Raw genomic sequence first — 23,363 nt, 5'->3', positions numbered from 1 at the left:
CAGGCCCCCCTGGTGGGGTCTGCATGGCGCAGTCAGAAGTGCGCAATAACCTGTTCTTGATTGGCCCAATTATTTGGGCCCAGGGCAAGGCTATCCGTGATTTGGCCACCAAACACAGTGGCAAAGATGCTCTGACTGCAGTGACTCGACATCATAAATATCGAGGCGATGTAATGAAGTTTGATTCGTTGGTTCTGGTTATCAATTGCGGCTCTTCGTCGGTCAAATTCTCGGTACTGGATAATAAAACCTGCGAGGTGGTGATCTACGGTATAGCGGATGGTATTGAGACAGCCCATCCCCAATTGCAAGTGGGTAAAGAGCCTGCAATGTCATTAGCTGAAAATAACCACACCTGTGCATTGGCTGCCATCGCGGAGGAATTGAAAAAAAGGGATCTGCTGGATGCCATTGCACTGGTGGGTCATCGAATTGCTCATGGTGGTAGTGAATTTAGCGAAGCCGTGATCATTGATGAACATGTATTGGCCAAAATAAAGCAGGTGTCACCCTTGGCCCCCCTGCACAATCACGCCAATTTAAGTGGCGTGATGGCCGCCCGCCAGCTATTTCCCAACCAGCCCCAAATTGCGGTATTTGATACCGGCTTTCACCAGACCCTCAAGCCGGAAGCTTATATCTATGGGCTGCCTTACCAATATTTGCAGGATTACGGCGTGCGCCGCTATGGCTTCCATGGCACCTCCCATCGCTATGTCGCCGAGCAGGCCTGCGTATTTATGGGGCTGGATGAGCTGTATGCCGGTCTGGTCATCGCCCATCTGGGCAATGGCGCCTCTATTTGCGCGGTGCAGGATGGCAAGAGCGTCGATACCTCGATGGGGATGACGCCGCTGGAGGGGCTGATCATGGGCAGCCGCAGCGGCGATATCGATTTTGGCGCGCTGGCCTATATCGCCAGCAAGACGGGTCAATCTATCGAGGATATAGAGCGGGTATTGAACAAGCAGTCCGGCCTGTTGGGTATTTCGGGGCTCTCCTCCGATATGCGGGTATTGGAAGCTGCCTACCACGAAGGACATCCCGGCGCGAAACTGGCCATTCACGCTTTTGTCCATCGTATTGCCCGCCATATCGGTGGCCATGCCACCTCATTGCGCCGGCTGGATGCCGTTATTTTCACCGGCGGGATCGGCGAGAACTCGGCCTTTATCAGAAAGCTGGTATGCGAACGACTCCAGGTATTTGGCGTAGCGATCAGCGAGCCGTTTAACCAGCGTCCCAATAGCGAGGGCTGCCGGGTAATTTCGGCGGCAGAATCCATGGTACTTGCGGCGGTTATTCCCACCAATGAAGAGAAAATGATCGCGCTGGATGCCATTCGTCTGGGGCAGCAGGTTCGTCAGGCCGAGTGCGTCTGACATCTTCCACTGTAGTGTCATGAGTAGTGAATGAGGTTTATTTGATGAAAGTTGATATGCAATTGGAACAGGATAAATTCCGTCAGGCATGGCAAGGGTTTGCCGGTGAAAACTGGAAGCACGAGATCAACGTCCGTGATTTTATCCAGCAGAACTACACCCCCTATGAAGGTGACGAACAGTTTTTAGCAGATGCGACCGAAGCGACCACCACTTTGTGGAATAAGGTGATGGAGGGGATCCGTATCGAGAACGCCACCCACGCACCGGTCGATTTTGATACCAATATTGCCACGACTATTACTGCCCATGGGCCGGGTTATATCGAGCAGGGGCTGGAAAAAATCGTTGGCCTGCAAACCGACAAGCCCCTTAAAAGAGCACTGCACCCATTTGGCGGCGTAAATATGATCCGCAGTTCTTTTGAAGCATATGGCCGGGAGATGGATCCCGATTTTGAATATACCTTCAGCGAATTGCGCAAAACCCATAATCAGGGAGTGTTCGACGTCTACTCTCCCGAGATGTTGCGCTGCCGAAAGTCAGGGGTATTGACCGGTTTGCCGGATGGTTACGGTCGTGGTCGCATTATCGGAGATTATCGTCGGGTCGCGCTTTATGGCATAGATTATCTAATCCGTGAGCGGGAGCTGCAGTTTGCCGATCTGCAACCGGCTCTCGAGCGGGGAGAGCAGCTGGAGCAGGTGATCCGCCAGCGCGAGGAGCTGGCCGAACACAAGCGGGCACTGGTGCAGATCAAGCAGATGGCGGCCAGCTACGGTTTTGACATCTCCGGGCCGGCACGCACTGCCCAGCAGGCGGTGCAGTGGCTCTACTTTGCCTATCTGGCGGCGGTGAAGTCGCAAAACGGTGGCGCCATGTCCCTCGGTCGTACCGCCACCTTCCTCGACATCTATATCGAGCGGGATCTGAAGGCAGGGCTCATCAGCGAGCAGGATGCCCAGGAGCTGGTCGATCACTTCATCATGAAGATCCGCATGGTGCGCTTCCTGCGTACCCCCGAGTTTGACTCCCTCTTCTCCGGCGATCCCATCTGGGCGACCGAGGTGATCGGCGGCATGGGGCTGGATGGTCGCACCCTGGTGACCAAGAGCTCCTTCCGCTACCTCCACACCCTCAAGACCATGGGGCCGGCGCCCGAGCCCAACCTCACCATCCTCTGGGCGGAAGGGCTGCCGCGGGCCTTCAAGACCTATGCGGCCCGCGTCTCCATCGATACCTCATCCCTGCAGTATGAGAACGATGACCTGATGCGCACCGACTTCGAGAGCGATGACTACGCCATCGCCTGCTGCGTGAGCCCCATGGTGATCGGCAAGCAGATGCAGTTCTTCGGTGCCCGCGCCAACCTGGCCAAGACCCTGCTCTATTGCATCAACGGTGGCGTGGACGAGAAGCTGAAGATCCAGGTCGGCCCGAAAGTGGCGCCCATCATGGATGAGGTGCTGGATTACGCAACTGTCATGGCGAGCCTCGACAGCTTTATGGACTGGCTGGCGGTGCAGTACATCAGCGCGCTCAACCTTATTCACTACATGCACGACAAGTACAGCTACGAGGCTTCCCTGATGGCGCTGCACGATCGCGACGTCTATCGCACCATGGCCTGCGGCATTGCCGGTCTGTCGGTAGCGGTCGATTCGCTGGCGGCCATCAAGTACGCCCGGGTCAAGCCGGTGCGCGATGCTGACGGGCTGGCGGTCGATTTTGTGATTGAGGGGGAGTATCCCCAGTACGGCAACAACGACGAGCGGGCCGACTCCATCGCCTGCGATCTGGTCGAGCGCTTCATGAAGAAGATCCAGGCGCTGCCGACCTATCGCAATGCGGTGCCGACCCAGTCGATCCTGACCATCACCTCCAACGTGGTCTATGGCCAGAAGACCGGCAACACCCCGGATGGCCGTCGCGCTGGTGCGCCGTTTGCGCCGGGGGCCAACCCGATGCACGGTCGGGATAGGAAAGGGGCGGTCGCTTCGCTCGCCTCGGTGGCCAAGCTGCCGTTCAAATATGCCAAGGACGGGATCTCCTACACCTTCTCCATCGTGCCGGGGGCGCTCGGCAAGGAGCCGGCCAATCGCGAGAACAATCTGGTGGGGCTGATGGATGGCTACTTCCATCATGAGCGGGATGTGGAAGGGGGCCAGCACCTCAACGTCAACGTGATGAATCGCGAGATGCTGCTGGATGCCATCGAGAATCCGGACAAGTACCCCAGCCTGACTATCCGGGTCTCCGGCTATGCGGTGCGCTTCAACGCCCTGACCCGCGAGCAGCAGCAGGACGTCATCTCCAGAACCTTCACCAACATGATGTAACTCTCATGCCCGGGGTGAGCAGGCTTGCTCCGGGCCTACTTTTTGTTTGTCAGCACGAGGAAGTAACAGATGCGACAGGTTATCACTACCAAGGCGGCGCCGAGCGCCATCGGCCCCTATGTGCAGGCCACCCGGATTGGTAACATCCTATACACCTCCGGTCAGATCCCGCTGGACCCGGTGAGCGGCGACGTTGCGGAGGGGATCGAAGCGCAGACCCTGCGCTCCCTGCAAAACGTACAGGCGATTGTCGAGGCGGCAGGCGGCGAGGTGCGCAACATCTTCAAGACCACGGTGTTTGTCTCGGATCTGAACGACTTTGCTACGGTGAATCAGGTCTACAACGACTTCTTCACCGAGCACGATGCCATGTATCCGGCTCGCTCCTGCGTAGAAGTGGCTCGGTTACCGAAGGATGTGAAGATCGAGATAGAGGCGATTGCTGCGCTGTAACCCCATCGGGAGTGTGTCAGCAAGCCAAAACAGAGCGGCTGCCAATGGCAGCCGCTTTTGTCTATATGGTCATCGGGCAGATCAGGCGATCCGTTCGATACGAGCCATGTAGAAGCCGTCGAAGCCGGTCTCGGACGGGCTCACGGTGTGATCGTCACGCAGACGGAAGTTTTCGTTGGCGGCGAGGAACTTGTCCACCTGCTGGCGGTTCTCCTCGGGCAGGATGGAGCAGGTTGCATAGACCAGCAGGCCGCCGACTTTCACCATCTGGCTGTAACGCTGCAGGATCTCTTCTTGCAGCGCGACCAGCACCGGCAGACGCTCGGCGGTATCACGCCACTTGGCATCCGGATTGCGCTTGAGTACGCCAAGACCGGAGCAGGGCACGTCCAGCAGTACGCGGTCGGCGCTCTCTTTGAGGCGCTTGACGGTCTTGCTGCTGGTGATGACCCGGGTCTCCACGTTGTGGGCACCGGCGCGACGGGCGCGTTGCTTGAGGTTCTCCAGCTTCCACTCTTCCACATCCATTGCCAGCAGACGGCCTTTGCCCTGCATCATGGCGGCGATATGCAGGGTCTTGCCACCGGCACCGGCGCAGGCGTCGATAACGCGCATGCCTGGGGCAACTTCCAAAGCGGCAGCAACCAGCTGGGAGCCTGCGTCCTGCTGTTCGAAGCAACCATCGGCAAAGGCCTTGGTGCGGAACAGGGCGGCGTCAGAGGTGACCTGCAGGGCAGTCTCCACACCTTCAACCGGAATAGTGGTGACCTGCTCTTTGGCCAGAATGGCTTGCAGCTCATCACGGGTGCACTTGAGGGTGTTGACCCGCAGGTAGCGCTTGGGCATCCAGGCCAGGGCGGCACGCTCGGCAGGCCAGGCTTCACCCAGCTGCTCGCTACCCAGTTTCTCCAGCCAGCTCGGGCAACCATCCATCAGCACAGGATTCTTCTTCGCCTCGGTCAGACGGCGGCGGAATGCTTCCTCATTGAAGCGATCCAGGGTCGGGTTGTTGGGCTGGGCAATTTTGTGGAAGGCGTGCCAGCTGTGCAGCAGCGGCCAGACATTCTTTTCGGCCTGACGCACCTGAATACCGGTGAGGAAACAATAGAGGCTGAGACGGCGTAGCAGGTCGCCGGTGACCAGGGCAATCCTTGCCTGTTCTTGCGGTTTGAGTTCGATGCCGGAGAAGTGACGGGCATAGGCGCGGTCGAGGGTAAGACCCTGACCGAGCACATCGTCAACAATGGCAACGACCAGATCCCCGAAACGGGGCAACAGTGGGGATTTGAGCATGAGATTAACCTTGGCCAGATAAAGATGAACCGCACCTTTGTGAAGAGGAGCAGTTCTAAAATTGACAAATCCGCGCAATGATAGGGGTTAGACGGGGTTGGCGCAACACTCCCCATGGGTGAGTGGCTGAAACAGTGGCGCCGGGCTTTTTGATTCGGCGGGATAATGATGCCGGTAATGGTTCAAAAAAGTGCATGACTACAAGGATGACAAAGATGCATGTGACCAGTAAGTGTTCGTTGGCCTTGTTGGTGGCCAGTTTCTTGGGGTCAACCAGCCTGATGGCCAGCGAGTGGAGTACGGTAGCCGCCAGAGCGACTGCGGAGCAAGGTTATGAGGTGCGGGCCAATCAGTTTCGGGTGGCCAAGGTGCCGCTCGACTATTTTGCCGGGCTGCAAGCCGGGGCGAGTGAGCTGACCCTGCCGCTGCCCGATGGGGGGGAGGTCACCTTTGCTATGGAAGCCTACGACTTGCTGCCTGCAGATCTTGCCGCCAAGTATCCGCAGATCCGCACCTTCAAGGGTCACAACCCGGCGCATCCGATAGAGACGGGGCGCTTCGATCTGGGGCCGCAAGGTTTCCACGCCATGTTCAGCCATCAGGGCAGGATGGTGTTTGTCGATCCGCTGCGCAATGCCGAAGGCTACGCCGTCTATTACCAGCAGGATGCCCATAGTCGATTGGAAGAGGCTGCAGATGAGGTGATAGGGCCCAAGCTCAGCAAACTGGTGCGCAAGGTGCAAGTGGATGGCAATGTTCGCAAGCGCTACGTCATTGCTATTTCGGCGACAGGAGAGTTTACCCAATACCACGGTGGCTCCAAAGCGCTTACCATGGCGGCGATTGCGACCTTGCTCAACCGCGTCAATCAGGTCTATCAACGGGATGTGGGCGCCGAATTCGTGCTGGCCAGTGGCAATGACAACCTGATCTTTACCGATCCAGTCACAGATCCCTTCTACAACGGATATAACCCTAACTATGTGAACAATGTCAGCAGCATCTATGAAGCCAATGATGCCAACAAGAACGTGCTGGTGCAGGCCAACTATTTCACCAATATGCAGCTTGGCAACTTTGATATCGGCCATGTACTCAATACCGGTAGCGGTGGTCTGGCCGGTTTGGCAGTGCTTTGTACCAACGATAAATCGGGCGGGATGTCGGGTTCACCCACACCGGTAGGAGATGCCTTCTTCGTTGACTATGTGGCTCATGAAATTGGCCACCAGTTTGGTGCCGATCATACCTTCAACGGCACTACCGGGAGTTGCGGTGCAGGTACCCGGGTTGCCAATCAAGCCTATGAGCCAGGTAGTGGCAGCTCCATCATGGCCTATGCCGGTATTTGTGGTGATGAGAATATCCAGACTCACAGCGACCCCTATTTTCATAGCAAGTCCATCGAGCAGATGCGTGCGCACATGGCGACCGTATCGACTTGTGGAACCACACTCGCGTTGAGCAATAATGCCCCGCAGGCAGCTGCAGGGGGGGACTATGTGATCCCTGCCAATACGGCCTTTATGTTAAAAGGGGCGGGTGGAGATCTGGATAATGATTCTCTGCTCTACAACTGGGAGCAGATCGATCTGGGTACTGAATCGAGTAGTGCCGCCACCATGATTGACGATGGCTCCCGGCCGCTGTTTCGTTTTGTCTCTCCCACGGCATCGCCGGAGCGGATCCTGCCGAGTTTGCCATCCCTGCTCTCCGGCACACTTGCCAAAGGAGAGGCTTGGCCGACTACCAACCGGGATCTCAATTTCAGACTGACGGTGCGTGATGGTCAGGGTGGCGTTGCCAGTGATGACATGAAAGTGCAAGTGATCAATACCGGCGCGGCATTTCGCATCACCAACCCGTTTTACGGGGTGACTCTCACTCCGGGGGCCAGTCAGGCCGTAGCATGGGATGTGGCGGGCACAACTGTGGCGCCGATCAGTTGCAGTAAGGTGGACATCTCGGTGACTCAGGATGAGGGCGTAAGCTGGACAATGCTTGCCGCCGGACAACCCAATAACGGCGCAGCAACGGTAACGTTGCCTGCCGATCTCACCAGCAGCGTCAGGCTGAAAGTGGCATGCAGCGACAATATCTTCTTTGCCATCAGTCCCCTCAAATTGCCTCTGGTACAAGGTGGCTCGACTTCAGGTGGCGGCGGTGGTGGCGGGGCGCTCGGATTGTGGACGCTGGCTCTGGCGCTGCTCGGCTGGCAACGGAGGCGCACATGAAGGGAGTCCCTCTGTTGCTGCTTGTAATGCTCGGCGGTTGTCAGGCCGATGCCAGCACGCTGGAACAGGAGCTGAGTGCAAACCTCGCCAGGCAGGATTACCGCCTGATAGTGATAGCCGGGCGGGGAGAGTTCGCCCCCGGTATTGCAGCCGAGCAGCAGGCAGAGGCCAAGGCGCGCTGTGGAAAGCGTTATCTGGATGGATTGGGCGATGTGATAAGGCCCGGTCAGCAAGAGATACATGCCAAGTTGAGTGCTTACGCCAGCGAGTATAACCAGCGTATGCTGATTCATTGCTCAATAGCATCGGGCGCTGGCAAGCAGTAATACACCAACGAACCAATCCAAATGGAGGGGATATTCATCCCCCTATCTATCCGTGAAGGCGCCAATGGCGCCTTCACTTTTTTCCGTTGTTGAATGGGGCCAGTCTGTATTGCCTGAGATGGGGAGCGCGGGTGGAGCACGATTTTTCAGCGTGACAGAAGTTTTGTGCGAATTTTCTTTTCTGTCTGTCACGCAGATCGTCAATTGACGCTGCACCATACTTGTTGTCACCAAGGTAGGGCAAGGAGGCTCTATGAAGCATGGCATGGCGGTGATTATCACCAGTTTGTCTGTTCAGGTTGCAGCAGAACCACAGTGGACCTTCATGGATGAAAACTTGGAAAGGGGGGGGAGCTATGATGTGCGCGCTGAAAAGGTCAGAGTGGTGGTTCCTGACAAGCCTTTTGAACCCGGGCATCTCGCCAGTGTATTGACCTTGCCATTGCCGGATGGCACTACGGTGCAGTTTGATGTTCATCCCAATGCCTTGCTCCCGGAGCCTTTGGCCCAGCGCTACCCTTCTATCAATACTTACAGTGGGAAGGCTATCGATCGGGCGGCGGATACAGGCCGATTTGATGTCACCATACATGGTTTTCACGGTATGTTTACCCATCAGGGGCGTACCTTTTATGTCGATCCGCTTCAGGACGGTTTCTCTTATGCCGTTTATGAACAGCAAGATGCCTGGCGGCGACAGGATGTGGATCAGGTGATTGATCCTCATGGTATCGAGCGTGAGCGAGCTGTGCTGGTCGATGGCAATTTGCGCAAGCGCTACACCATCGCCATCTCGGCAACCGGGGAATATACCCAGTATCACGGTGGTACCAAGGTTGCAGCACTCTCGGCCATTGCAACACTGCTTAATCGGGTCAATGAAGTCTATCGCCGTGATGTGGGGGCCGAGTTTCAGCTTGCAGCTGATACGGATAATGTGATTTTCACCGATCCTGCGACGGATCCTTTCACCAACTCGACCCAGGATATCGCAATCAACCAGACCCAACAGGGGGTGTTGCTCAATCCTTCTTTTGATCTGGGCCATCTGCTGGCGACATCAGGCGGCGGGGTGGCGACCCTGAGATCTTTATGCAACCCTTTCAGCCGTTCACGGGGCATGACCGGAGGCTCACAGCCTATCGGTGATGCATTCTTTATTGATTATGTGGCTCACGAATTGGGGCACCAGCTGGGGGCAGAGCACTCCTTCAATGGCATGGCCGACAGTTGTGCCACGGGTCGCAAGGCTAGCTCAGCCTGGGAACCGGGCAGTGGCTCGACCATCATGGCCTATGCCGGGATCTGTGGTGAGGAAAATCTGCAGGTTAACAGCACACCTTTCTTTCACAGCAAGTCGATCGAGCAGATGCGGGCTCTGGTGGCCTCTCTGCCCTCCTGCGGCACCGACCTGGCGCTTGCCAATAACGCGCCGGTTGTGGATGCGGGGGGCGATAGGGTGATCCCCGCCAATACGCCTTTCACTCTTGTCGGTAGTGCGCTGGATCTGGATGGTCATCCCCTCAGTTACACCTGGGAGCAGGTTGATCTTGGCAATGCATCCTACAGCGTGGCAACCATGGTGGATGATGGAACCCGCCCGCTGTTTCGTTTTGTTTCACCAACATCGGATCCTCGTAGAACATTGCCCGCCATGAGCTCTCTGATATCGGGTGTCTTGGCTAAAGGAGAGGCGTGGCCTGCGACCAATCGCAATCTCCAGTTCCGCATTACCGTACGTGATGGTCAGGGGGCGGTGAGCAGTGATGAAATGGTGGTTCAGGTGATCAATACCGGCGCGGCATTTGCCATCACAGCTCCGCAGATCGGCGCCATGGTGGCGGGTAGCACTCAGCTAGTGACATGGAATGTTGCCGGGACCGATCAGCCTCCTATCAATTGTCCCAGCGTGGATTTGGCACTGACACAGAATGGTGGTTCTACTTGGACTACGCTGGCAAGCGGGCTTGCCAATAACGGGTCGGCCAGTGTGGTGTTGCCTGCACCGTTGACCAGCACGGCCAGGCTGAAGCTGGCATGCAGCAATAATATTTTTTTCTCTATCAATGGGATAAGAGGTAATGCGTCTGCCACTACGGAAAGTGCAACTGTCATTACCGACAACAATGCGGGTGGCGGCGGTGGTGGTGGTGCAGTGAATCTTATCGTGATCCTCCTGATGGGAGGGATAGCTGGATGGCGCAGGTATTACGGTTAGTCGTCAGTTTGCTGTTTCTGCATATCTGCGTGGCGCCTGTTGTGGCCGCATCACTGACCGAGGCAATAGATGAGAGTCTTGCTGCTCAGGATTATCGGCTTATAGTGCGCGGCGGGCGCGGTGGTATGGCCCCGGGGGTTGTGGAGTCATTGCAAGCAGAAGCGATAACCCGGTGCGGAGTCCGTTATCTGAAAGGGTTCGGTGATGTAATTGAGATGGGCAAGGAGTCGGAGTTTGAGCTGCGGATTGACTATGCCACCCGATATAACCGACAGATGCTGGAAAGGTGCATGCCGGAGGCGATTTCAAGGCCGTAGTGGCTGTTCAACAACGGCGTGTAAATCGGCATGATTGGAGTTATAACTCTAATATTCCAAACATAGTGATAGCCTCAGGGGAATGATTCGATGACTCACATATGAGCCCCCATATACTTTTTTTGGAGTTTTAACTCTATGAAAAAGAACTGCTGAAAATGCTAACAAAATGAGCTGTTTATAAACTATAACTCACTAACTTTATGATTTTAAATGAAATAAAATTCATTTAATTTTTATTGAAAAAGTTGAATTGTGATTTGTGTCACGTTATTCTCGCCGGCTGTTCAGTCAGGTGATTAATAATGATGAAGTTCACAATAAATGCAATCTCAGTTGTCATCGCAATGTCAGCCAATATCGCGCTGGCATCCCCATGGCATATGGTCGAAGCACACAATAGGCAGGCGGCTGATACAGTCACAACTAGTGCCTATACCAGCTTTAAGGTCGATGAAGAGTTTATTCAAAATCTGCGTGCTGGCGATACGCTGATTACTTTGCCATTACCAAATGGTGGGATGGTGCAATTTGAAGTGCAGCCCTCGTCGGTGTTGCCACCTGCATTGGCCGCCAAGTATCCGGATATCATGACCTTTAAAGGCCATGAAGTGGGCAATGAAAATAATACCGGCAGTTTTGATATTTCCCCACGTGGTTTTAATGGCATGTTTATGCACCAAGGGGAGCAGGTGTTTATTGATGTTCAACGTAGTGGTCTTTATTCTGTTTATTACAAGAAAAATGTAAAACCGCGAAAAAATGGGCATCATGAAGAGCTGATGCAGAATAATACAAATGAGCATGAAAGTGAAAAAAAGCGCTCATTGTTAGATAGTGCAACTAAGCAAGCAGCACAAAAATATAACTTTCCTGGAATAAAAACATATCGGATTGCGATATCTACCACTGGAGAGTACACCACCTCATTTCATGATAAAATAGGTGCGTTGTCATCTATTGTAACATTGCTGGCTCGAGTCAATGAGATATATGAGCGTGATCTCGGTATAAAATTTATCTTGGCTGATGGTAATGATAATATTATTTTTGACGATCCGGACACAGATCTTTTTTTTAATGGAACTAATAAAGACCGCACATTTACCACGCCTACAATAGACCGTGATGATGCACATCGCAATGAGCTTGTTCAACTGTTGGCTCAAAGAGAAGTCGATCCTGCGAAAAAGTTAGGTGAGTTTGATATTGGCCACGTGCTGATGACGACCAATTATTCTGGCTTGGCATGGGGGACGCTGTGCGCAGCTCCAAATCTGGATTATTTCGGGAATAAGTCCCCTGGTCGAAACTTGCGATCTAATGCAATGAGTGGAGCCGGTAATGGCAGCTCGGGAGCGGGAATCGCAGAGATCGATGCGATGTTTGTCGATACCTTTGCCCATGAAGTGGGTCATCAGCTCGGTGCAGAGCATATCTTTAATGTCGACCAAGGCGGACGTGTAGCTAATTCCGCTTGGGAGGTTGGTAGCGGTGCGACCATCATGGGTTATCCGGGCAGAGTTGGCATGGGGTCACAAAATCTGCAATCTAAAACGACGGGTTATTTTCATAGCAAGTCCATTGAGCAGATGCTTGCTGTGCTAGTCAGCCGGCCAGATAATTGTGGCGTTGTTGAGCCTATGATCAAGCAAGATATTGATGTGAATATCTCACCAGCATCGCAATCAAAAGTTATTCCTGTTAGAACTGCATTTTCACTCACAGGGATTGGTTCCGGTGAAGATGGAATGACCTTTACCTGGGAACAGGTTGATCTTGGTCGAGCGACAGAGAGTGCATCTGATATTTACTATGGGAAATTGAACGATGGACCCTTATATCGTTTTGTAGCGCCTGCAACGTCTCCTGAACGTCACTTTCCTTCTTTGGCTACTCAGCTAAGGGGATATGAACGATTTATGTTGCAACAGCCTGAGCTAATAAAAGATGAAGAGAAGGGCGATCCATGGGTCAATGTACCGCGTACTCTGAATTTCCGTTTGGTGGCCCGTGATGGAAAAGGCGGTGGTGCCTATGATGAGACCTCGGTCGAAGTGGTCGATACAGGTTCACAAACCTTCAAGATATTGCCAGCCCCTGACCAGCGTATTCTGGTTGGCAGCCCGACCACAGTGAACTGGCAAGTAGCTGGAACTGACGGTGGCCGCATCAACTGTCAGCGGGTCGATATCCGTTATAGCAACGATGAAGGCAAGAGTTGGCAGCCGCTGGTCAATGGCGTGAGCAACAATGGCGCCCATGAGGTGACCATTCCGGCCAATGCTGGCAGCGCTCTTCGCCTCAAGCTGGCCTGTAGCGACAATATCTTCTATGCCATTACGCCAAAACTGGCGACCAAGAGCAGTGATACACCGGCTCCCCAGCCTGAAAGCAATGGCGGCGGTGGTGGCGGCGGTTCGACCGGTCTGTTCACGCTGTTGGGCCTGGGTATCGCTGCGCTGCTGCGTCGTCGTGAGATCATGAGCTACTAAACCAGATAACCCAAGGGTGAGATTACCCATCTTTGGTAAATTGATAAACCAAGCGAAGAGGCGTTAGCCTCTTCGCTTTTTTTGTATGGTTTGTCCCGTCCTGAATATGGTTTACACCTTTCCCCCCAATAAATGGAGAGCCCGATGGGACAAGGTGTGAAACGGACACAGCGCGATTACTCGCTGACTTTTAAACTGGCGCTGGTCGAGCAGATTGAAAAAGGCGAGCTCACCTACAAACAGGCTCAGGTGCGTTATGGCATTCAGGGCCGCTCCACCGTTCTGGTATGGTTGCGTAAACATGGTCGGCAAGATTGGAGTCAGGGGGCTTCTGTGCGTGCCGGCAGGAGTATCACCATGCCTGACCCCGACAACCAGACGCCCGAACAGCGCATCAAGGAGCTCGAGCAGCAGCTGGCGCTGATGAGCCAGAAGGCCCAGTTCTTTGAGGCCGTCGTCGATGTACTGAAGAATGACTACGGCGTCTCCATCGTAAAAAAGCGACCCAGCAAGTCCTCTCGCAGCGGCAAGTCGAGAGGCTGACCATTGTCAGGGCTTGCCTGTTTCTGGGGATAAGCCGGCAGGCTTACTACAAGCGCAATCGGGTCGCCGACGAGCGCCATGCACAAGGATTGCAGGTGGTGCGCTTCGTGCGTCAGGTTCGACTGCGACAACCTCGGGTCGGCACCCGCAAGCTGCATTATCTGCTGCAGGGTCAGGATGATGGCGGGCTCAAGGTAGGGCGTGACAGGCTGTTTCGGATATTGGCCGAGCACCGCTTGCTGGTGCAGCCTAAGCGGGCGTATCACAAGACCACCCACAGTTTTCACCGTTTCTACCGTCATCCCAACTTGCTCAAGGCGGGGCCAGAGCAGGTCACGCCGGTGGCCCCGGAGCAGGTCTGGGTCGCAGATATCACCTATCTGCCCGCCAGGAGCGGACCGCTGTACCTGAGCCTGGTGACGGATGTCTACTCACGCAAGATAGTGGGCCATCACGTGCACGAAGGGATGCATGCCAAGTCGGTTGCGATGGCGTTCAAGAAAGCGCTGAAGCAACGACGTGGCGGCGGTGAACTCATCCATCACTCGGACCGCGGCGTGCAGTATTGCTCGGGGCTGTATCAGTCATTACATGAACGGTACGGGGTGAAATGCTCGATGACGGATGGGTATGACTGTTACCAGAATGCGTTGGCGGAGCGGGTGAACGGGATTTTGAAAGGAGAGTTATTGTTGCAAAGCCCGCAGGATTTAACGCAAGCGCGGGAGATGGTGCGTGAGGCAGTGGATATTTACAACGCGGAGCGGCCGCATCATGCGTTAAAATACAGAACCCCCGATGCGGTACATCGGGGGTTCTGAGTAGAGAAATGCTAGTTGAAAATGTGTAAACCTATTTCAGGACTAGACAGTTTACAAGGTCGCTTTATCGAGCGCACAATGCCTGCGTCACTCTCTTGATGGTCGTGGAACCATTATTTATTTGAAGGAAAATCAAGATGATGGATGTTGCTGATCTGCGCCGTGAATACTCCCGTGGCGGGCTGCACCGGGCCGATCTGCCGGCCGAGCCGCTGGCGCTGTTCGAGAAGTGGTTGGCGCAGGCTTGTGAGGCCAAACTGACCGATCCCACCGCCATGGTGGTAGCGACGGTGGATGCCGATGGTCAGCCCTGGCAGCGCACTGTGCTGCTCAAGCACTACGATGCCCTGGGGATGGTCTTTTACACCAACATGGGCAGCCGCAAGGCGCAGCAGCTTGAAGGCAATCCTCGTATCAGCCTGCTCTTCCCCTGGCACACGCTGGACAGACAGGTGCATGTGACCGGTCGGGTGGAGAAGATGAGCACCTTCGAGGTGATGAAGTATTTCCACAGCCGTCCCAAGGATAGCCAGATCGCTGCCTGGGTCTCCAAACAGTCGACCCGCATCTCGGCCCGCGGCGTGCTGGAGGCCAAGTTCCTCGAGCTCAAGCAGAAGTTTGCTAATGGCGAAGTGCCGCTGCCGAGCTTCTGGGGCGGATTCCGGGTGGTGATCGAGACGGTGGAGTTCTGGCAGGGGGGCGAGCACCGGCTGCACGACCGCTTCTACTACACCCGCGAAGGGGATGGCTGGCATATCGAGCGCCTGGCTCCCTGAGCGCGCTGTTCAAATCTGTTTTCACAAGGAGTGTGCATGCGTCTGTATGGTGATCTGCGTTCCGGCAACTGTTACAAGGTTTGGCTGCTGGCCCGCTGGCTGGAGCTGCCCCTTGAGTGGGTTGAGGTGGATATTCAGGCGGGGGATACCCGTACCCCCGCATTTCTGGCCAAGAACCCCAACGGCAAGATCCCGGTGCTGGAGATTGGCCAGGGCGATGCGCTGGCGGAATCCAACGCCATCCTCTTCTATCTGGGGCAAGGCAGTGCCTTGTGGCCAACCGATCCGCGCCAGCAGGCCAAGGTTCTCAAATGGATGTTCTTCGAGCAGTACAGCCATGAGCCATATATCGCGGTGGCCCGTTTTATCGTTCACTATCTCGGCCGACCCGAGTCCCAGGAGGCGCGTCTCGACGGGCTGAAGGCTGGTGGCGAGAAGGCGCTGGCGGTAATGGAGCAGCAGCTGAAACAGAGCCCCTACCTGTGCGGTGATGCGCCGACCATCGCCGATATCGCCCTTTATGCCTACACCCATGTGGCAGAGGAGGGGATCTTCTCCCTTCAGGGGTGGCCCGCTATCCGTAGCTGGATCGCCCGTATCGAAACCCATCCCCGCCATCTGACGCTGCCAGCGGCCTGTCAGGCCAGCTGATGGAACTGCTGATCGAGGCCAGTCTGTGGCAACCGCAGTGGGCTGCGCTGTTGCCGCACTGGCAGCAGCAAGGTCATCGCTGGCAGCTGCTACTGGGCAAAGAGGCGGCCGCCGTCCTCGATCAAACCGATGCTCCCTGGGCGAGCAGTCCTCCTGACGGGGTGCTCTGCCCGGGGGCCCTGCTGGCTGCTTGGCTCGATGGGGATCTGCTGGCGGATTTTCATGTTGATCCCAGCCGCCAGATCCTGATCAGTGCCTCCACCTCGCTGCTGACCCTCGCCAGGGAGCAGGGACTGCTCACCCTTGGCCCTGTGGGGGCCGATCTGCCGCTCACCCCCGAGGCCGATTTGGGCGCCGTGCTCAATCGCCTGCTGGCGCGCCGCGTGACGGTGCCGACCCTGGCTGAGGGGCATTCGCTATCAGGTGTCGTATTGCGACCACTGCAGGCCGACGATGAACGCGAGATAGTGCGCTACTGCAGCGACGAGGCGCTGGCGCGCTACACCCTCAATATTCCTCACCCCTATCCGCCGGAGGGGGCCCGCGACTGGCTGGCGCTCAGCTGGCGCAAGGCGGCGCTTGGCCTTGGCTGGAGCTGGGCCATCACCTTGCCAGAGGAGCAAGGTGCGGCGTTGCTTGGGGTGATCTCCCTGCACTGGAATGGCGAGCTGGCCTGGTGGGTGGGCGTGCCCTGGCAAAATCGCGGTCTGGCGACCCGGGCCGCTGGTTTGGTCAGGGGGTTCGCCTTTGACCAACTTAAACTGCCTGCGCTGACGGCTCGCCATATGCCAGACAATTTAGCCTCCGGCCGGGTGATGGCAAAAGTGGGGATGCACTATCGCGGGCGGCGCCATATCAGTGGTCGCCAGCCGTGTGACGTGAGTTACTGGCGACTGGATCGCGCTCCCTCCTTACCCAATCCCTTGGCCGAGGAAATTTCCCGCTGGCTGGCTGATGAGCGGATTGCCGTGGTGATCCTGTGGGATCCTGCCACGACCAATCGGCAGAGCGCCAACGGCAAGCTGGCTATCTCGCTCTTTGTGGATGAGAGGGGCGCGGGAGAGAAGTCCTGCTCTATTCGCTGCCCGCCGCATCTTGAGAGGTTGCTGGCGCTGCACTGTTACCCCGTCGATCTGCTGGAGCAGGCCGAACCGGAGCAGTTGTCCCATCTTGGCGGCGTCTTGCTGAAAGACAGGGATGAACGGGGGCTGGCGTGGCTGCTGCAACTGGTCGCGCTGCTGCGTCAGGGGCCCAAGCTGCTTAGCCGCGAGGAGCGCGTATCACGGCGCCACTGGTTCAACCAATTGATGGCGCAGGCGCTGGGCGGCAACGGTGACTCTTCGCAGATACGCTATCAGCAGTTACGGCTGCTGGTGGAGCTGCCGGAGCTGGTCGACGAGCTGGATGGCTGTTGGCATCAAACGCCCGAACTGACCTTTGAGCGGTTGGCGCGGGAGGCTCCCGCCCTCTGGCTTGCCTACTGCGAGGCGATGAACAGGGCTACCCCGGCTACGCTAACCGCTTTGCAGCAACAGTTTGCAGCTCGTTTTCCTGAGTGCACCCTCCCATTTTTGGACAAAGGTACTCAGAATGACCAGCCGTTGTGTGGAATAATGCCCGCTCTGCTGTACGAGGAGTAATACCTGATGTTGAGAACCGAGCGCCCCGGTGACATGCTGCCGGTTTATGAGCTGCTGAGTGCCGCCTTCGGTCGTTCTGATGAGGCCGAACTGGTCAACCGCCTGCGCGAATGTGGTGCTGCCGTAGTGACCATGGTCGAAGAGGAAGAGTACGAGTTCATGGGGCACCTGATGCTAAGCCCGATCACCATTAACGGCATGGAAGGGCCCTGGCTCGGTCTGGCGCCGGTCGCGGTTCATCCCGACTGGCAAGGTCAGGGTATTGGCTCTGATCTCATCCGTGAAGGGCTTGATACGGCGCTTGAGATGGACTGGAAAGGGGTGGTAGTACTCGGGGATCCGGCCTATTACAGCCGTTTCGGTTTCCGCCCGGCTAGCGAGTTTGGCCTGCACTGCATCTATGAGGTGCCTGCCGACTGCTTTATGGCGATGGAGCTGCAGGAGCGCGGTTTTGCGGGTGTGCGGGGTGAGGTGCTTTATCACCCGCTGTTTGATGAACTCCCCGACGAGCTGCCGGACGCGCAGGCAGAAGTGTCCCATTTATAGCGAGACGTCGCAGCGACAAGCTATAACGAAAAAGCCCTCATCGAGGGCTTTTTCATCTTGTATTGGTCCCTGCCGGGCTTATTCGAGCAAATTGGCTCAGGCAATGATATCGAGCTGGGTACCCTTGCGATTATCTTCACCCACCATGTCCCCCATCTGCTGGGCGAGCGGGCTCTGCTGGAATTGCATGTAGTCACTCAAATTCTGCTGGCGCAGGTAGCGATTGGCCGCCTGATAGAGTTCAGCTGTGCTCAGGCCCGACTTGCTGTCGCTCTCCTGACCGCTGGCCTCCAGGTAGCGCTCCACCACGGCTTTCTCTTGCTGGTTAGCCGTATAAGAGACCGCCAGGGTTCTGCGAGCCGTTGCTTTCTCTTCGCTCTGTGCCTGCAATTCATCCTTCTTGGTCAGTGCTTCGTTACGGGCCTGACTGACCTGCTCGGGTGTGACAGCGGGAGAGGAGGGGTATTTGCCGTAATCGGGCAGCGGCATGGGCCGGGAGGTGATTTGCATGGTGGCGCTTCTCTTGTGAACAGGGACGGACGCATGATATCCATCCATGTTAGCTCAATAAATCACCACCTGTCGGTTCATCAAGAGTGGGTTCAGCTTCACGCATCGATTGTTAATTGAACCGCATCTGAGTGACAAAAAAGGCGCCATAAGGCGCCTTTTTATCCTTCGCTAACTGCTGGATCAGTTGAAGAACCAGTAACCGCGGTTGACCAGACGGGTCAGCAGTTGCAGGAAGCCAGCCTGATCGGCCAGCTCCACCATGTCGGCCTGGGTGATGATGTCTTTGTCACACAAGAGCGAAATGGCTGCCGCGTCTTCGCTCTGCAGAGTCCAGGCTTCGCCGTCGATGAAGCACTGCTGGCTTTCGCCGCTAAACCAGACGGTGCGCAGACCCGGCACCTTGATGGCAGGTTCGCCCTGGGTCAGCAGGTCGGCTACCTCCTCGGCGCTGTAGTCCGGCTCGACCGGATTGACGTCGAGATCGTGCTTGGCCTCGGAGATCATGGTGCCGAACCACTCTTTGAACAGGGTCTCGTCATCGAGGGCCTGCTGCATCAGCTCGCGTAGACGGTGCAGCTCGTGGGGCTGGATCTCGCCGTGACGGGCACGGGGTTTGAGGTCGGCATCGCCGTAACGCTCGGTACGCACCTCGTTGTCGATCAGGTGATCGGCAAAGGAGGAGATAAGCGCCTTGGCGTCCGGCGCGCGGAAGCCCACCGAGAAGTTCATGGAGGGCTCGATGGCGTAGCCTTCGTGGGGGAATCCGGGCGGAATGTAGAGGATGTCACCCGGCTCCATGATGACGTCGATGATCGCCTCGAACGGCTCGCAGTGGAGCAGTGCGGCATGGGCGGCAAACTCGTTGAGCGGCTTGGCATCGCCAACCCGCCAGTGGCGCTTGCCCAGACCCTGGGTGATGAACACATCGTAATTGTCGATGTGGGGGCCGACACCCGCGTGAGGGGTGGAGAAGCTCACCATCACATCGTCAAAGCGCCAGCCCGGAATGAACTGGAACGGCACGGCCAGCTCGTTCACCTCGGGTGCCCAGTGGTTGCAAGCCTGTACCAGAATGGTCCAGTTCTCTTCGCCCAGATGGTCATAGGATTCGAAGGGGCCGTGGGCGGCATCCCACTTGCCGTCGAAACGGGTGACGAGGCGGGACTCGACCACCTCTTCCATGGCCAGACCGGCCAGCTCGTCCGGGCTGATGGGATCCTGAAAGTCCTTGAAGCCGCCCTTGATAAGGAGCGGGCGCTTCTGCCAGTAGTGCTCGAGGAAGTGAGCGATATCCAGATTGAGTTCGTACATGCTGTTTCTCGTGTCTCGCAAAGAGGTTTTGCCCAAGGCAGGCTTGGGAAAAGCCACTCGGGAGCCTGCCGTGGCAGGGAAAATAACAGGGGCCCTGTGGCGTATCGTGCACAGGGCCCCTTCGTCACTGCCGGTTGGCTTACTTCAGCAGATCGACCAAACGCTGGGCGTCACCGATGTAGTTGGCCGGGGTCAGCTTCTTCAGCTCAACCTTGACCGCTTCCGGCAACTCCAGTGTGTCGATAAAGGTACGCATCCCTTCGGCATCGACGCGGCGACCACGGGTCAGCTCCTTGAGCTTCTCGTAGGGCTTCTCGATACCGTAGCGGCGCATCACGGTCTGGATCGGCTCGGCCAGCACTTCCCAGTTGGCATCCAGATCGGCGGCCATGGCGGCGTCGTTGGCTTCCAGCTTGGAGATGCCCTTGAGGGTCGCCTGATAGGCAATCAGGGAGTAACCCACCGCCACACCCAGGTTGCGCAGCACGGTAGAGTCGGTGAGGTCACGCTGCCAGCGGGAGATGGGCAGCTTGCTCGCCAGATGCTGGAACACGGCGTTGGCCAGACCCAGATTGCCTTCGGAGTTCTCGAAGTCGATGGGGTTGACCTTGTGCGGCATGGTGGAGGAGCCGATTTCACCGGCGATGGTGCGCTGCTTGAAGTGACCCAGGGAGATGTAACCCCACACATCGCGGTCGAAGTCGATCAGGATGGTGTTGAAGCGGGCCATGGCATCGAACAGCTCGGCGATATAGTCGTGCGGCTCGATCTGGGTGGTGTAGGGGTTCCAGGTCAGGCCCAGGGAAGTAACAAACTCCTCGGAGAACTGGTGCCAGTCCACATCCGGGTAGGCGCTGAGGTGGGCGTTGTAGTTGCCGACTGCGCCGTTGATCTTGCCGAGGATCTCCACCGCCATGATCTGCTTGAACTGGCGCTCCAGACGGTAGGCGACGTTGGCCATCTCCTTGCCCATGGTGCTCGGAGTTGCCGGCTGGCCGTGGGTACGGGAGAGCAGCGGCATGTCACGGTACTCGTGGGCCAGACGCTTGAGCTCGCTGATCAGCTTTTCGCAATAAGGCTTGATGACCTCTTCGCGGGCGGTTTTCAGCATCAGACCGTGGGAGTTGTTGTTGATGTCTTCCGAGGTGCAGGCGAAGTGGATGAACTCGCTGACAGCCGCCAGCTCCGGGTTCACTTCGACTTTCTCTTTGAGGAAGTACTCCACCGCTTTCACATCATGGTTGGTGGTGCGCTCGATCTGTTTGATGCGGGCGGCGTCACTCTCGTTGAAGTTGCTGACGATGCCGTCGAGCAGGGCGTTGGCGGCCGCGCTCAGGGCAGGGACTTCCGGGATCCCGGCGTGGCTGGCCAGTTTTTGCAACCAGCGCACCTCGACTTCGACGCGAAAACGCAGCAGGCCGAATTCGGAGAAGATAGGGCGCAGGGCATCGGCCTTGTCGCCATAACGACCGTCAATCGGGGAAACAGCAGTCAGCGCGGACAGCTCCATGGGGTGAACTCCTGATGATTTGTGTGGGGGATCCGTATCCACTCGCGCGTGGGGCTGAGTCGTCGTCAGGGCGGATGTGCGGCTGTTCACCCTGATGTTGACCTCGCTTGCCCGCGCGCGAGCCGATGATTAGTAACGTTTGGCCAGCTCCACCATCTTCTTGCGAGCGAAGATGATCTGGGTGCGGCTGCCACCGAGCTGGCGCCACAGCACGCAGGCACGAATGCCCGCCAGCAGCAGGGCGCGCACCTTGTGCTGCACCAGCGGTTGCTGCAGGAACAGCGGGGTACCCGCCACCTGGATGCGCGGCCCGATGGGGCTGATAAGATCGCTGTAGATGCTCGCCATGTTGGCCAAAATCTGCTCGTCGAGCAGATCGAAGTGCTGTTGCTGGCGGCCAATCTGGCTGATCCGCTCACCCAGCATATTGAGAATGTCCTTGCGCTTGGCCAGCTTGCGCTCCAGCGCAATCAGGCTCACCACGTAGCGGGTCAGCTCGGCATTTTTCTGGCTGCCATCTGCTCCCAGCTGCTCGACCAGCGCACGGTAGCCGTCGCGAATGGCCAGATGGGTGTTGTTGAACACCTCGAGCGGCTGGCTCGGGTTGGTCACCAGAATGCTGGAGAGGCTCTCGCGCAGGGCGGCCTCGTCACAGCTGCCGTCTCGGGCCACCTTCTGCACCAGATACGCGGCCTGGCAGATGCCGGCAAAGGCCATGGTTCTGTCTTGGAATTTATCGCTCACGTCTGCTGCCTTCTGTTAAGGATTCAAACCGGATGGCTGAAACGTTGTTCGATGATACCGCCGCCCAGACACACTTCCCCGTCGTAGAAGACGGCAGATTGGCCCGGGGTCACCGCAGCCTGTTTCTCGTCGAAGATGACCCGGATGGTCAGATCGTCGATGGGCTGGATCAGGCAGGGGATATCCTGCTGGCGGTAGCGGGTCTTGACAGTGCAGCGACGCGGCTCGCGAATGGGGGTGCGATCCACCCAGTGCAACTGGCTGGCAATGAGACCGTCGGAGTAGAGGCGGGGATGCTCGCCCTGCGCCACCACCAGCACGTTGCGTTCGACCTCTTTGTCGACCACGTACCAAGCCTCTTCGGTGGCATCTTTGCGACCACCGATACCGAGCCCCTTGCGTTGGCCCAGGGTGTGATACATCAGACCCTGATGCTCGCCGATCACCTTGCCATCCACGGTCTCGATTTTACCGGGCTGGGCGGGCAGGAACTTTGCCAGGAAGTCCTTGAACTTGCGCTCGCCGATAAAGCAGATACCGGTGGAGTCTTTCTTCTTGGCGGTGATGAGATCCAGCTGCTCGGCGATGCGGCGCACCTCCGGCTTTTCCAGATCGCCAACCGGGAACAGGCTCTGACCCACTTGCTTCTCGCTCAGGGTATAGAGGAAGTAGCTCTGATCCTTGTTGGTATCGAGACCGCGCAGCAGGCGCGGGCGGCCGGTGCTGTCGTCACGGCGCACATAGTGGCCGGTGGCGATGTAGGTGGCACCCAGCTCTTCGGCGGCAAATTCGAGGAACGCCTTGAACTTGATCTCCTTGTTGCAAAGGATATCGGGGTTTGGCGTGCGGCCAGCCTTGTACTCTTCGAGGAAGTGCTCGAACACGTTGTCCCAGTACTCGGCGGCGAAGTTGATGGTGTGGAGTTTCATCCCCAGCTTGTCGCAGACGGCCTTGGCATCAGCCAAATCCTGGGCGGCAGAGCAGTACTCGTCCGTGTCGTCTTCTTCCCAGTTCTTCATGAACAAGCCTTCGACCTGATAGCCCTGCTGCTGGAGCAGGTAGGCCGAGACGGAAGAATCCACGCCGCCGGACATGCCGACGATCACCTTGATTTGGCTGTTGTCTGTCATTAGTCGAAGTTACCAGTTCGTTTAAACGGGGCGTATTCTACCAGAGTTTTGCGCCCCCGGTCACATATCCATGCCGCAGTTCCCATCAGGAGCCTGATAGCGGGAAATCGTTTTTCTGCTG

At 56.9% G+C, this 23,363-nt stretch carries 19 protein-coding genes; 13 read left to right on the top strand and 6 right to left on the bottom strand.

What is annotated here, in order from left to right; genetic code table 11:
- The first annotated feature begins 23 nt into the window (after positions 1-23).
- The 3 genes from tdcD to I6L47_RS07585 all read left to right on the top strand — a co-directional run bounded on the left by tdcD (position 24) and on the right by I6L47_RS07585 (position 4,174).
- The gene (tdcD, locus tag I6L47_RS07595) at positions 24-1,382 is read left to right on the top strand and encodes a propionate kinase (RefSeq protein ID WP_280639445.1); all 1,359 of its coding nucleotides are present in this window, start codon (positions 24-26) and stop codon (positions 1,380-1,382) included.
- Positions 1,383-1,426: 44 nt separating this feature from the next.
- Positions 1,427-3,721 carry a formate C-acetyltransferase gene (gene pflB / locus I6L47_RS07590; RefSeq protein ID WP_216949028.1) on the top strand — a complete coding sequence of 765 codons (2,295 nt, stop codon included), beginning with the start codon at positions 1,427-1,429 and terminating at the stop codon, positions 3,719-3,721.
- 69 nt (positions 3,722-3,790) lie between these two features.
- Positions 3,791-4,174: a RidA family protein gene (locus I6L47_RS07585; protein WP_216949027.1), complete on the top strand. Its 384-nt coding sequence runs from the start codon at positions 3,791-3,793 to the stop codon at positions 4,172-4,174.
- Between the two features lie 81 nt (positions 4,175-4,255).
- Here I6L47_RS07585 and I6L47_RS07580 read toward each other — a convergent pair whose 3' ends face one another.
- On the bottom strand, positions 4,256-5,467 hold the full coding sequence (locus I6L47_RS07580) for an RsmB/NOP family class I SAM-dependent RNA methyltransferase (RefSeq protein ID WP_069529060.1): 1,212 nt from the start codon (positions 5,465-5,467) through the stop codon (positions 4,256-4,258).
- 215 nt (positions 5,468-5,682) lie between these two features.
- On the opposite strand from I6L47_RS07580, the gene I6L47_RS07575 reads away from it, so the two are divergent.
- From I6L47_RS07575 to I6L47_RS07530, 10 genes are all read left to right on the top strand, one after another.
- Complete coding sequence (locus tag I6L47_RS07575) at positions 5,683-7,701, top strand: reprolysin-like metallopeptidase (protein ID WP_216949026.1); 2,019 nt, start codon at positions 5,683-5,685, stop codon at positions 7,699-7,701.
- Positions 7,698-8,027: a hypothetical protein gene (locus I6L47_RS07570; protein ID WP_201957874.1), complete on the top strand. Its 330-nt coding sequence runs from the start codon at positions 7,698-7,700 to the stop codon at positions 8,025-8,027. The genes I6L47_RS07575 and I6L47_RS07570 overlap by 4 nt, the downstream gene beginning before the upstream one ends.
- Before the next feature lie 253 nt (positions 8,028-8,280).
- The gene (locus I6L47_RS07565; protein WP_216949025.1) at positions 8,281-10,245 is read left to right on the top strand and encodes a reprolysin-like metallopeptidase; all 1,965 of its coding nucleotides are present in this window, start codon (positions 8,281-8,283) and stop codon (positions 10,243-10,245) included.
- Entirely contained in the window at positions 10,224-10,562 is a 339-nt protein-coding gene (locus tag I6L47_RS07560; RefSeq protein ID WP_108539451.1) for a hypothetical protein, read from the top strand. The genes I6L47_RS07565 and I6L47_RS07560 overlap by 22 nt, the downstream gene beginning before the upstream one ends.
- Positions 10,563-10,867: 305 nt before the next feature.
- Positions 10,868-13,057, top strand: coding sequence for a reprolysin-like metallopeptidase (locus tag I6L47_RS07555; protein WP_216949024.1), 2,190 nt, complete (start codon positions 10,868-10,870; stop codon positions 13,055-13,057).
- A 144-nt stretch (positions 13,058-13,201) separates the two neighbouring features.
- A protein-coding gene (locus I6L47_RS07550) for an IS3 family transposase (protein ID WP_216947557.1) occupies positions 13,202-14,421 on the top strand; the annotation gives its coding sequence in 2 pieces (ribosomal slippage) (positions 13,202-13,550 and positions 13,550-14,421; 1,221 coding nt in all).
- A 137-nt stretch (positions 14,422-14,558) separates the two neighbouring features.
- Complete coding sequence (gene pdxH / locus I6L47_RS07545) at positions 14,559-15,197, top strand: pyridoxamine 5'-phosphate oxidase (RefSeq protein WP_216949023.1); 639 nt, start codon at positions 14,559-14,561, stop codon at positions 15,195-15,197.
- A 36-nt stretch (positions 15,198-15,233) separates the two neighbouring features.
- Positions 15,234-15,848 carry a glutathione S-transferase family protein gene (locus I6L47_RS07540; RefSeq protein WP_216949022.1) on the top strand — a complete coding sequence of 205 codons (615 nt, stop codon included), beginning with the start codon at positions 15,234-15,236 and terminating at the stop codon, positions 15,846-15,848.
- A complete protein-coding gene (locus I6L47_RS07535; RefSeq protein ID WP_216949021.1) occupies positions 15,848-17,488 on the top strand; it encodes a GNAT family N-acetyltransferase in 1,641 nt (546 codons plus the stop codon). Before I6L47_RS07540 ends, I6L47_RS07535 begins: the two co-directional genes overlap by 1 nt.
- Before the next feature lie 6 nt (positions 17,489-17,494).
- Positions 17,495-18,034 carry a GNAT family N-acetyltransferase gene (locus tag I6L47_RS07530; RefSeq protein WP_139477241.1) on the top strand — a complete coding sequence of 180 codons (540 nt, stop codon included), beginning with the start codon at positions 17,495-17,497 and terminating at the stop codon, positions 18,032-18,034.
- Positions 18,035-18,130: 96 nt separating this feature from the next.
- Here the strand turns inward: I6L47_RS07530 and I6L47_RS07525 are convergent, their stop codons facing one another.
- The 5 genes from I6L47_RS07525 to mnmA form a co-directional block, all read right to left on the bottom strand.
- Entirely contained in the window at positions 18,131-18,544 is a 414-nt protein-coding gene (locus tag I6L47_RS07525; RefSeq protein ID WP_216949020.1) for a hypothetical protein, read from the bottom strand.
- A 183-nt stretch (positions 18,545-18,727) separates the two neighbouring features.
- Positions 18,728-19,858, bottom strand: coding sequence for a cupin domain-containing protein (locus I6L47_RS07520; RefSeq protein WP_005353621.1), 1,131 nt, complete (start codon positions 19,856-19,858; stop codon positions 18,728-18,730).
- Between the two features lie 139 nt (positions 19,859-19,997).
- Positions 19,998-21,368, bottom strand: a complete 1,371-nt coding sequence (gene purB, locus I6L47_RS07515; protein ID WP_005334624.1) for an adenylosuccinate lyase — start codon at positions 21,366-21,368, stop codon at positions 19,998-20,000.
- Between the two features lie 129 nt (positions 21,369-21,497).
- Positions 21,498-22,112 carry a high frequency lysogenization protein HflD gene (gene hflD / locus I6L47_RS07510; RefSeq protein WP_005334622.1) on the bottom strand — a complete coding sequence of 205 codons (615 nt, stop codon included), beginning with the start codon at positions 22,110-22,112 and terminating at the stop codon, positions 21,498-21,500.
- Positions 22,113-22,135: 23 nt separating this feature from the next.
- Entirely contained in the window at positions 22,136-23,242 is a 1,107-nt protein-coding gene (mnmA, locus tag I6L47_RS07505; protein ID WP_127006697.1) for a tRNA 2-thiouridine(34) synthase MnmA, read from the bottom strand.
- Between the last annotated feature and the right edge of the window lie 121 nt (positions 23,243-23,363).

Origin of the sequence: Aeromonas sp. FDAARGOS 1417 (assembly GCF_019046985.1) — a bacterium.
GTDB lineage: Bacteria > Pseudomonadota > Gammaproteobacteria > Enterobacterales > Aeromonadaceae > Aeromonas > Aeromonas veronii.
Note: the sequence above shows the minus strand (reverse complement) of the source record. Positions and strands in the feature narration are given on the sequence as shown.

What these genes read in the sequence shown, in the direction of transcription:
- tdcD (WP_280639445.1), top strand. Translation starts at nt 24, where the DNA reads ATGGCGCAGTCAGAAGTGCGCAATAACCTGTTCTTGATTGGCCCAATT.
- pflB (WP_216949028.1), top strand. Translation starts at nt 1,427, where the DNA reads ATGAAAGTTGATATGCAATTGGAACAGGATAAATTCCGTCAGGCATGG.
- I6L47_RS07585 (WP_216949027.1), top strand. Translation starts at nt 3,791, where the DNA reads ATGCGACAGGTTATCACTACCAAGGCGGCGCCGAGCGCCATCGGCCCC.
- I6L47_RS07580 (WP_069529060.1), bottom strand. Translation starts at nt 5,467, where the DNA reads ATGCTCAAATCCCCACTGTTGCCCCGTTTCGGGGATCTGGTCGTTGCC.
- I6L47_RS07575 (WP_216949026.1), top strand. Translation starts at nt 5,683, where the DNA reads ATGCATGTGACCAGTAAGTGTTCGTTGGCCTTGTTGGTGGCCAGTTTC.
- I6L47_RS07570 (WP_201957874.1), top strand. Translation starts at nt 7,698, where the DNA reads ATGAAGGGAGTCCCTCTGTTGCTGCTTGTAATGCTCGGCGGTTGTCAG.
- I6L47_RS07565 (WP_216949025.1), top strand. Translation starts at nt 8,281, where the DNA reads ATGAAGCATGGCATGGCGGTGATTATCACCAGTTTGTCTGTTCAGGTT.
- I6L47_RS07560 (WP_108539451.1), top strand. Translation starts at nt 10,224, where the DNA reads ATGGCGCAGGTATTACGGTTAGTCGTCAGTTTGCTGTTTCTGCATATC.
- I6L47_RS07555 (WP_216949024.1), top strand. Translation starts at nt 10,868, where the DNA reads ATGATGAAGTTCACAATAAATGCAATCTCAGTTGTCATCGCAATGTCA.
- pdxH (WP_216949023.1), top strand. Translation starts at nt 14,559, where the DNA reads ATGATGGATGTTGCTGATCTGCGCCGTGAATACTCCCGTGGCGGGCTG.
- I6L47_RS07540 (WP_216949022.1), top strand. Translation starts at nt 15,234, where the DNA reads ATGCGTCTGTATGGTGATCTGCGTTCCGGCAACTGTTACAAGGTTTGG.
- I6L47_RS07535 (WP_216949021.1), top strand. Translation starts at nt 15,848, where the DNA reads ATGGAACTGCTGATCGAGGCCAGTCTGTGGCAACCGCAGTGGGCTGCG.
- I6L47_RS07530 (WP_139477241.1), top strand. Translation starts at nt 17,495, where the DNA reads ATGTTGAGAACCGAGCGCCCCGGTGACATGCTGCCGGTTTATGAGCTG.
- I6L47_RS07525 (WP_216949020.1), bottom strand. Translation starts at nt 18,544, where the DNA reads ATGCAAATCACCTCCCGGCCCATGCCGCTGCCCGATTACGGCAAATAC.
- I6L47_RS07520 (WP_005353621.1), bottom strand. Translation starts at nt 19,858, where the DNA reads ATGTACGAACTCAATCTGGATATCGCTCACTTCCTCGAGCACTACTGG.
- purB (WP_005334624.1), bottom strand. Translation starts at nt 21,368, where the DNA reads ATGGAGCTGTCCGCGCTGACTGCTGTTTCCCCGATTGACGGTCGTTAT.
- mnmA (WP_127006697.1), bottom strand. Translation starts at nt 23,242, where the DNA reads ATGACAGACAACAGCCAAATCAAGGTGATCGTCGGCATGTCCGGCGGC.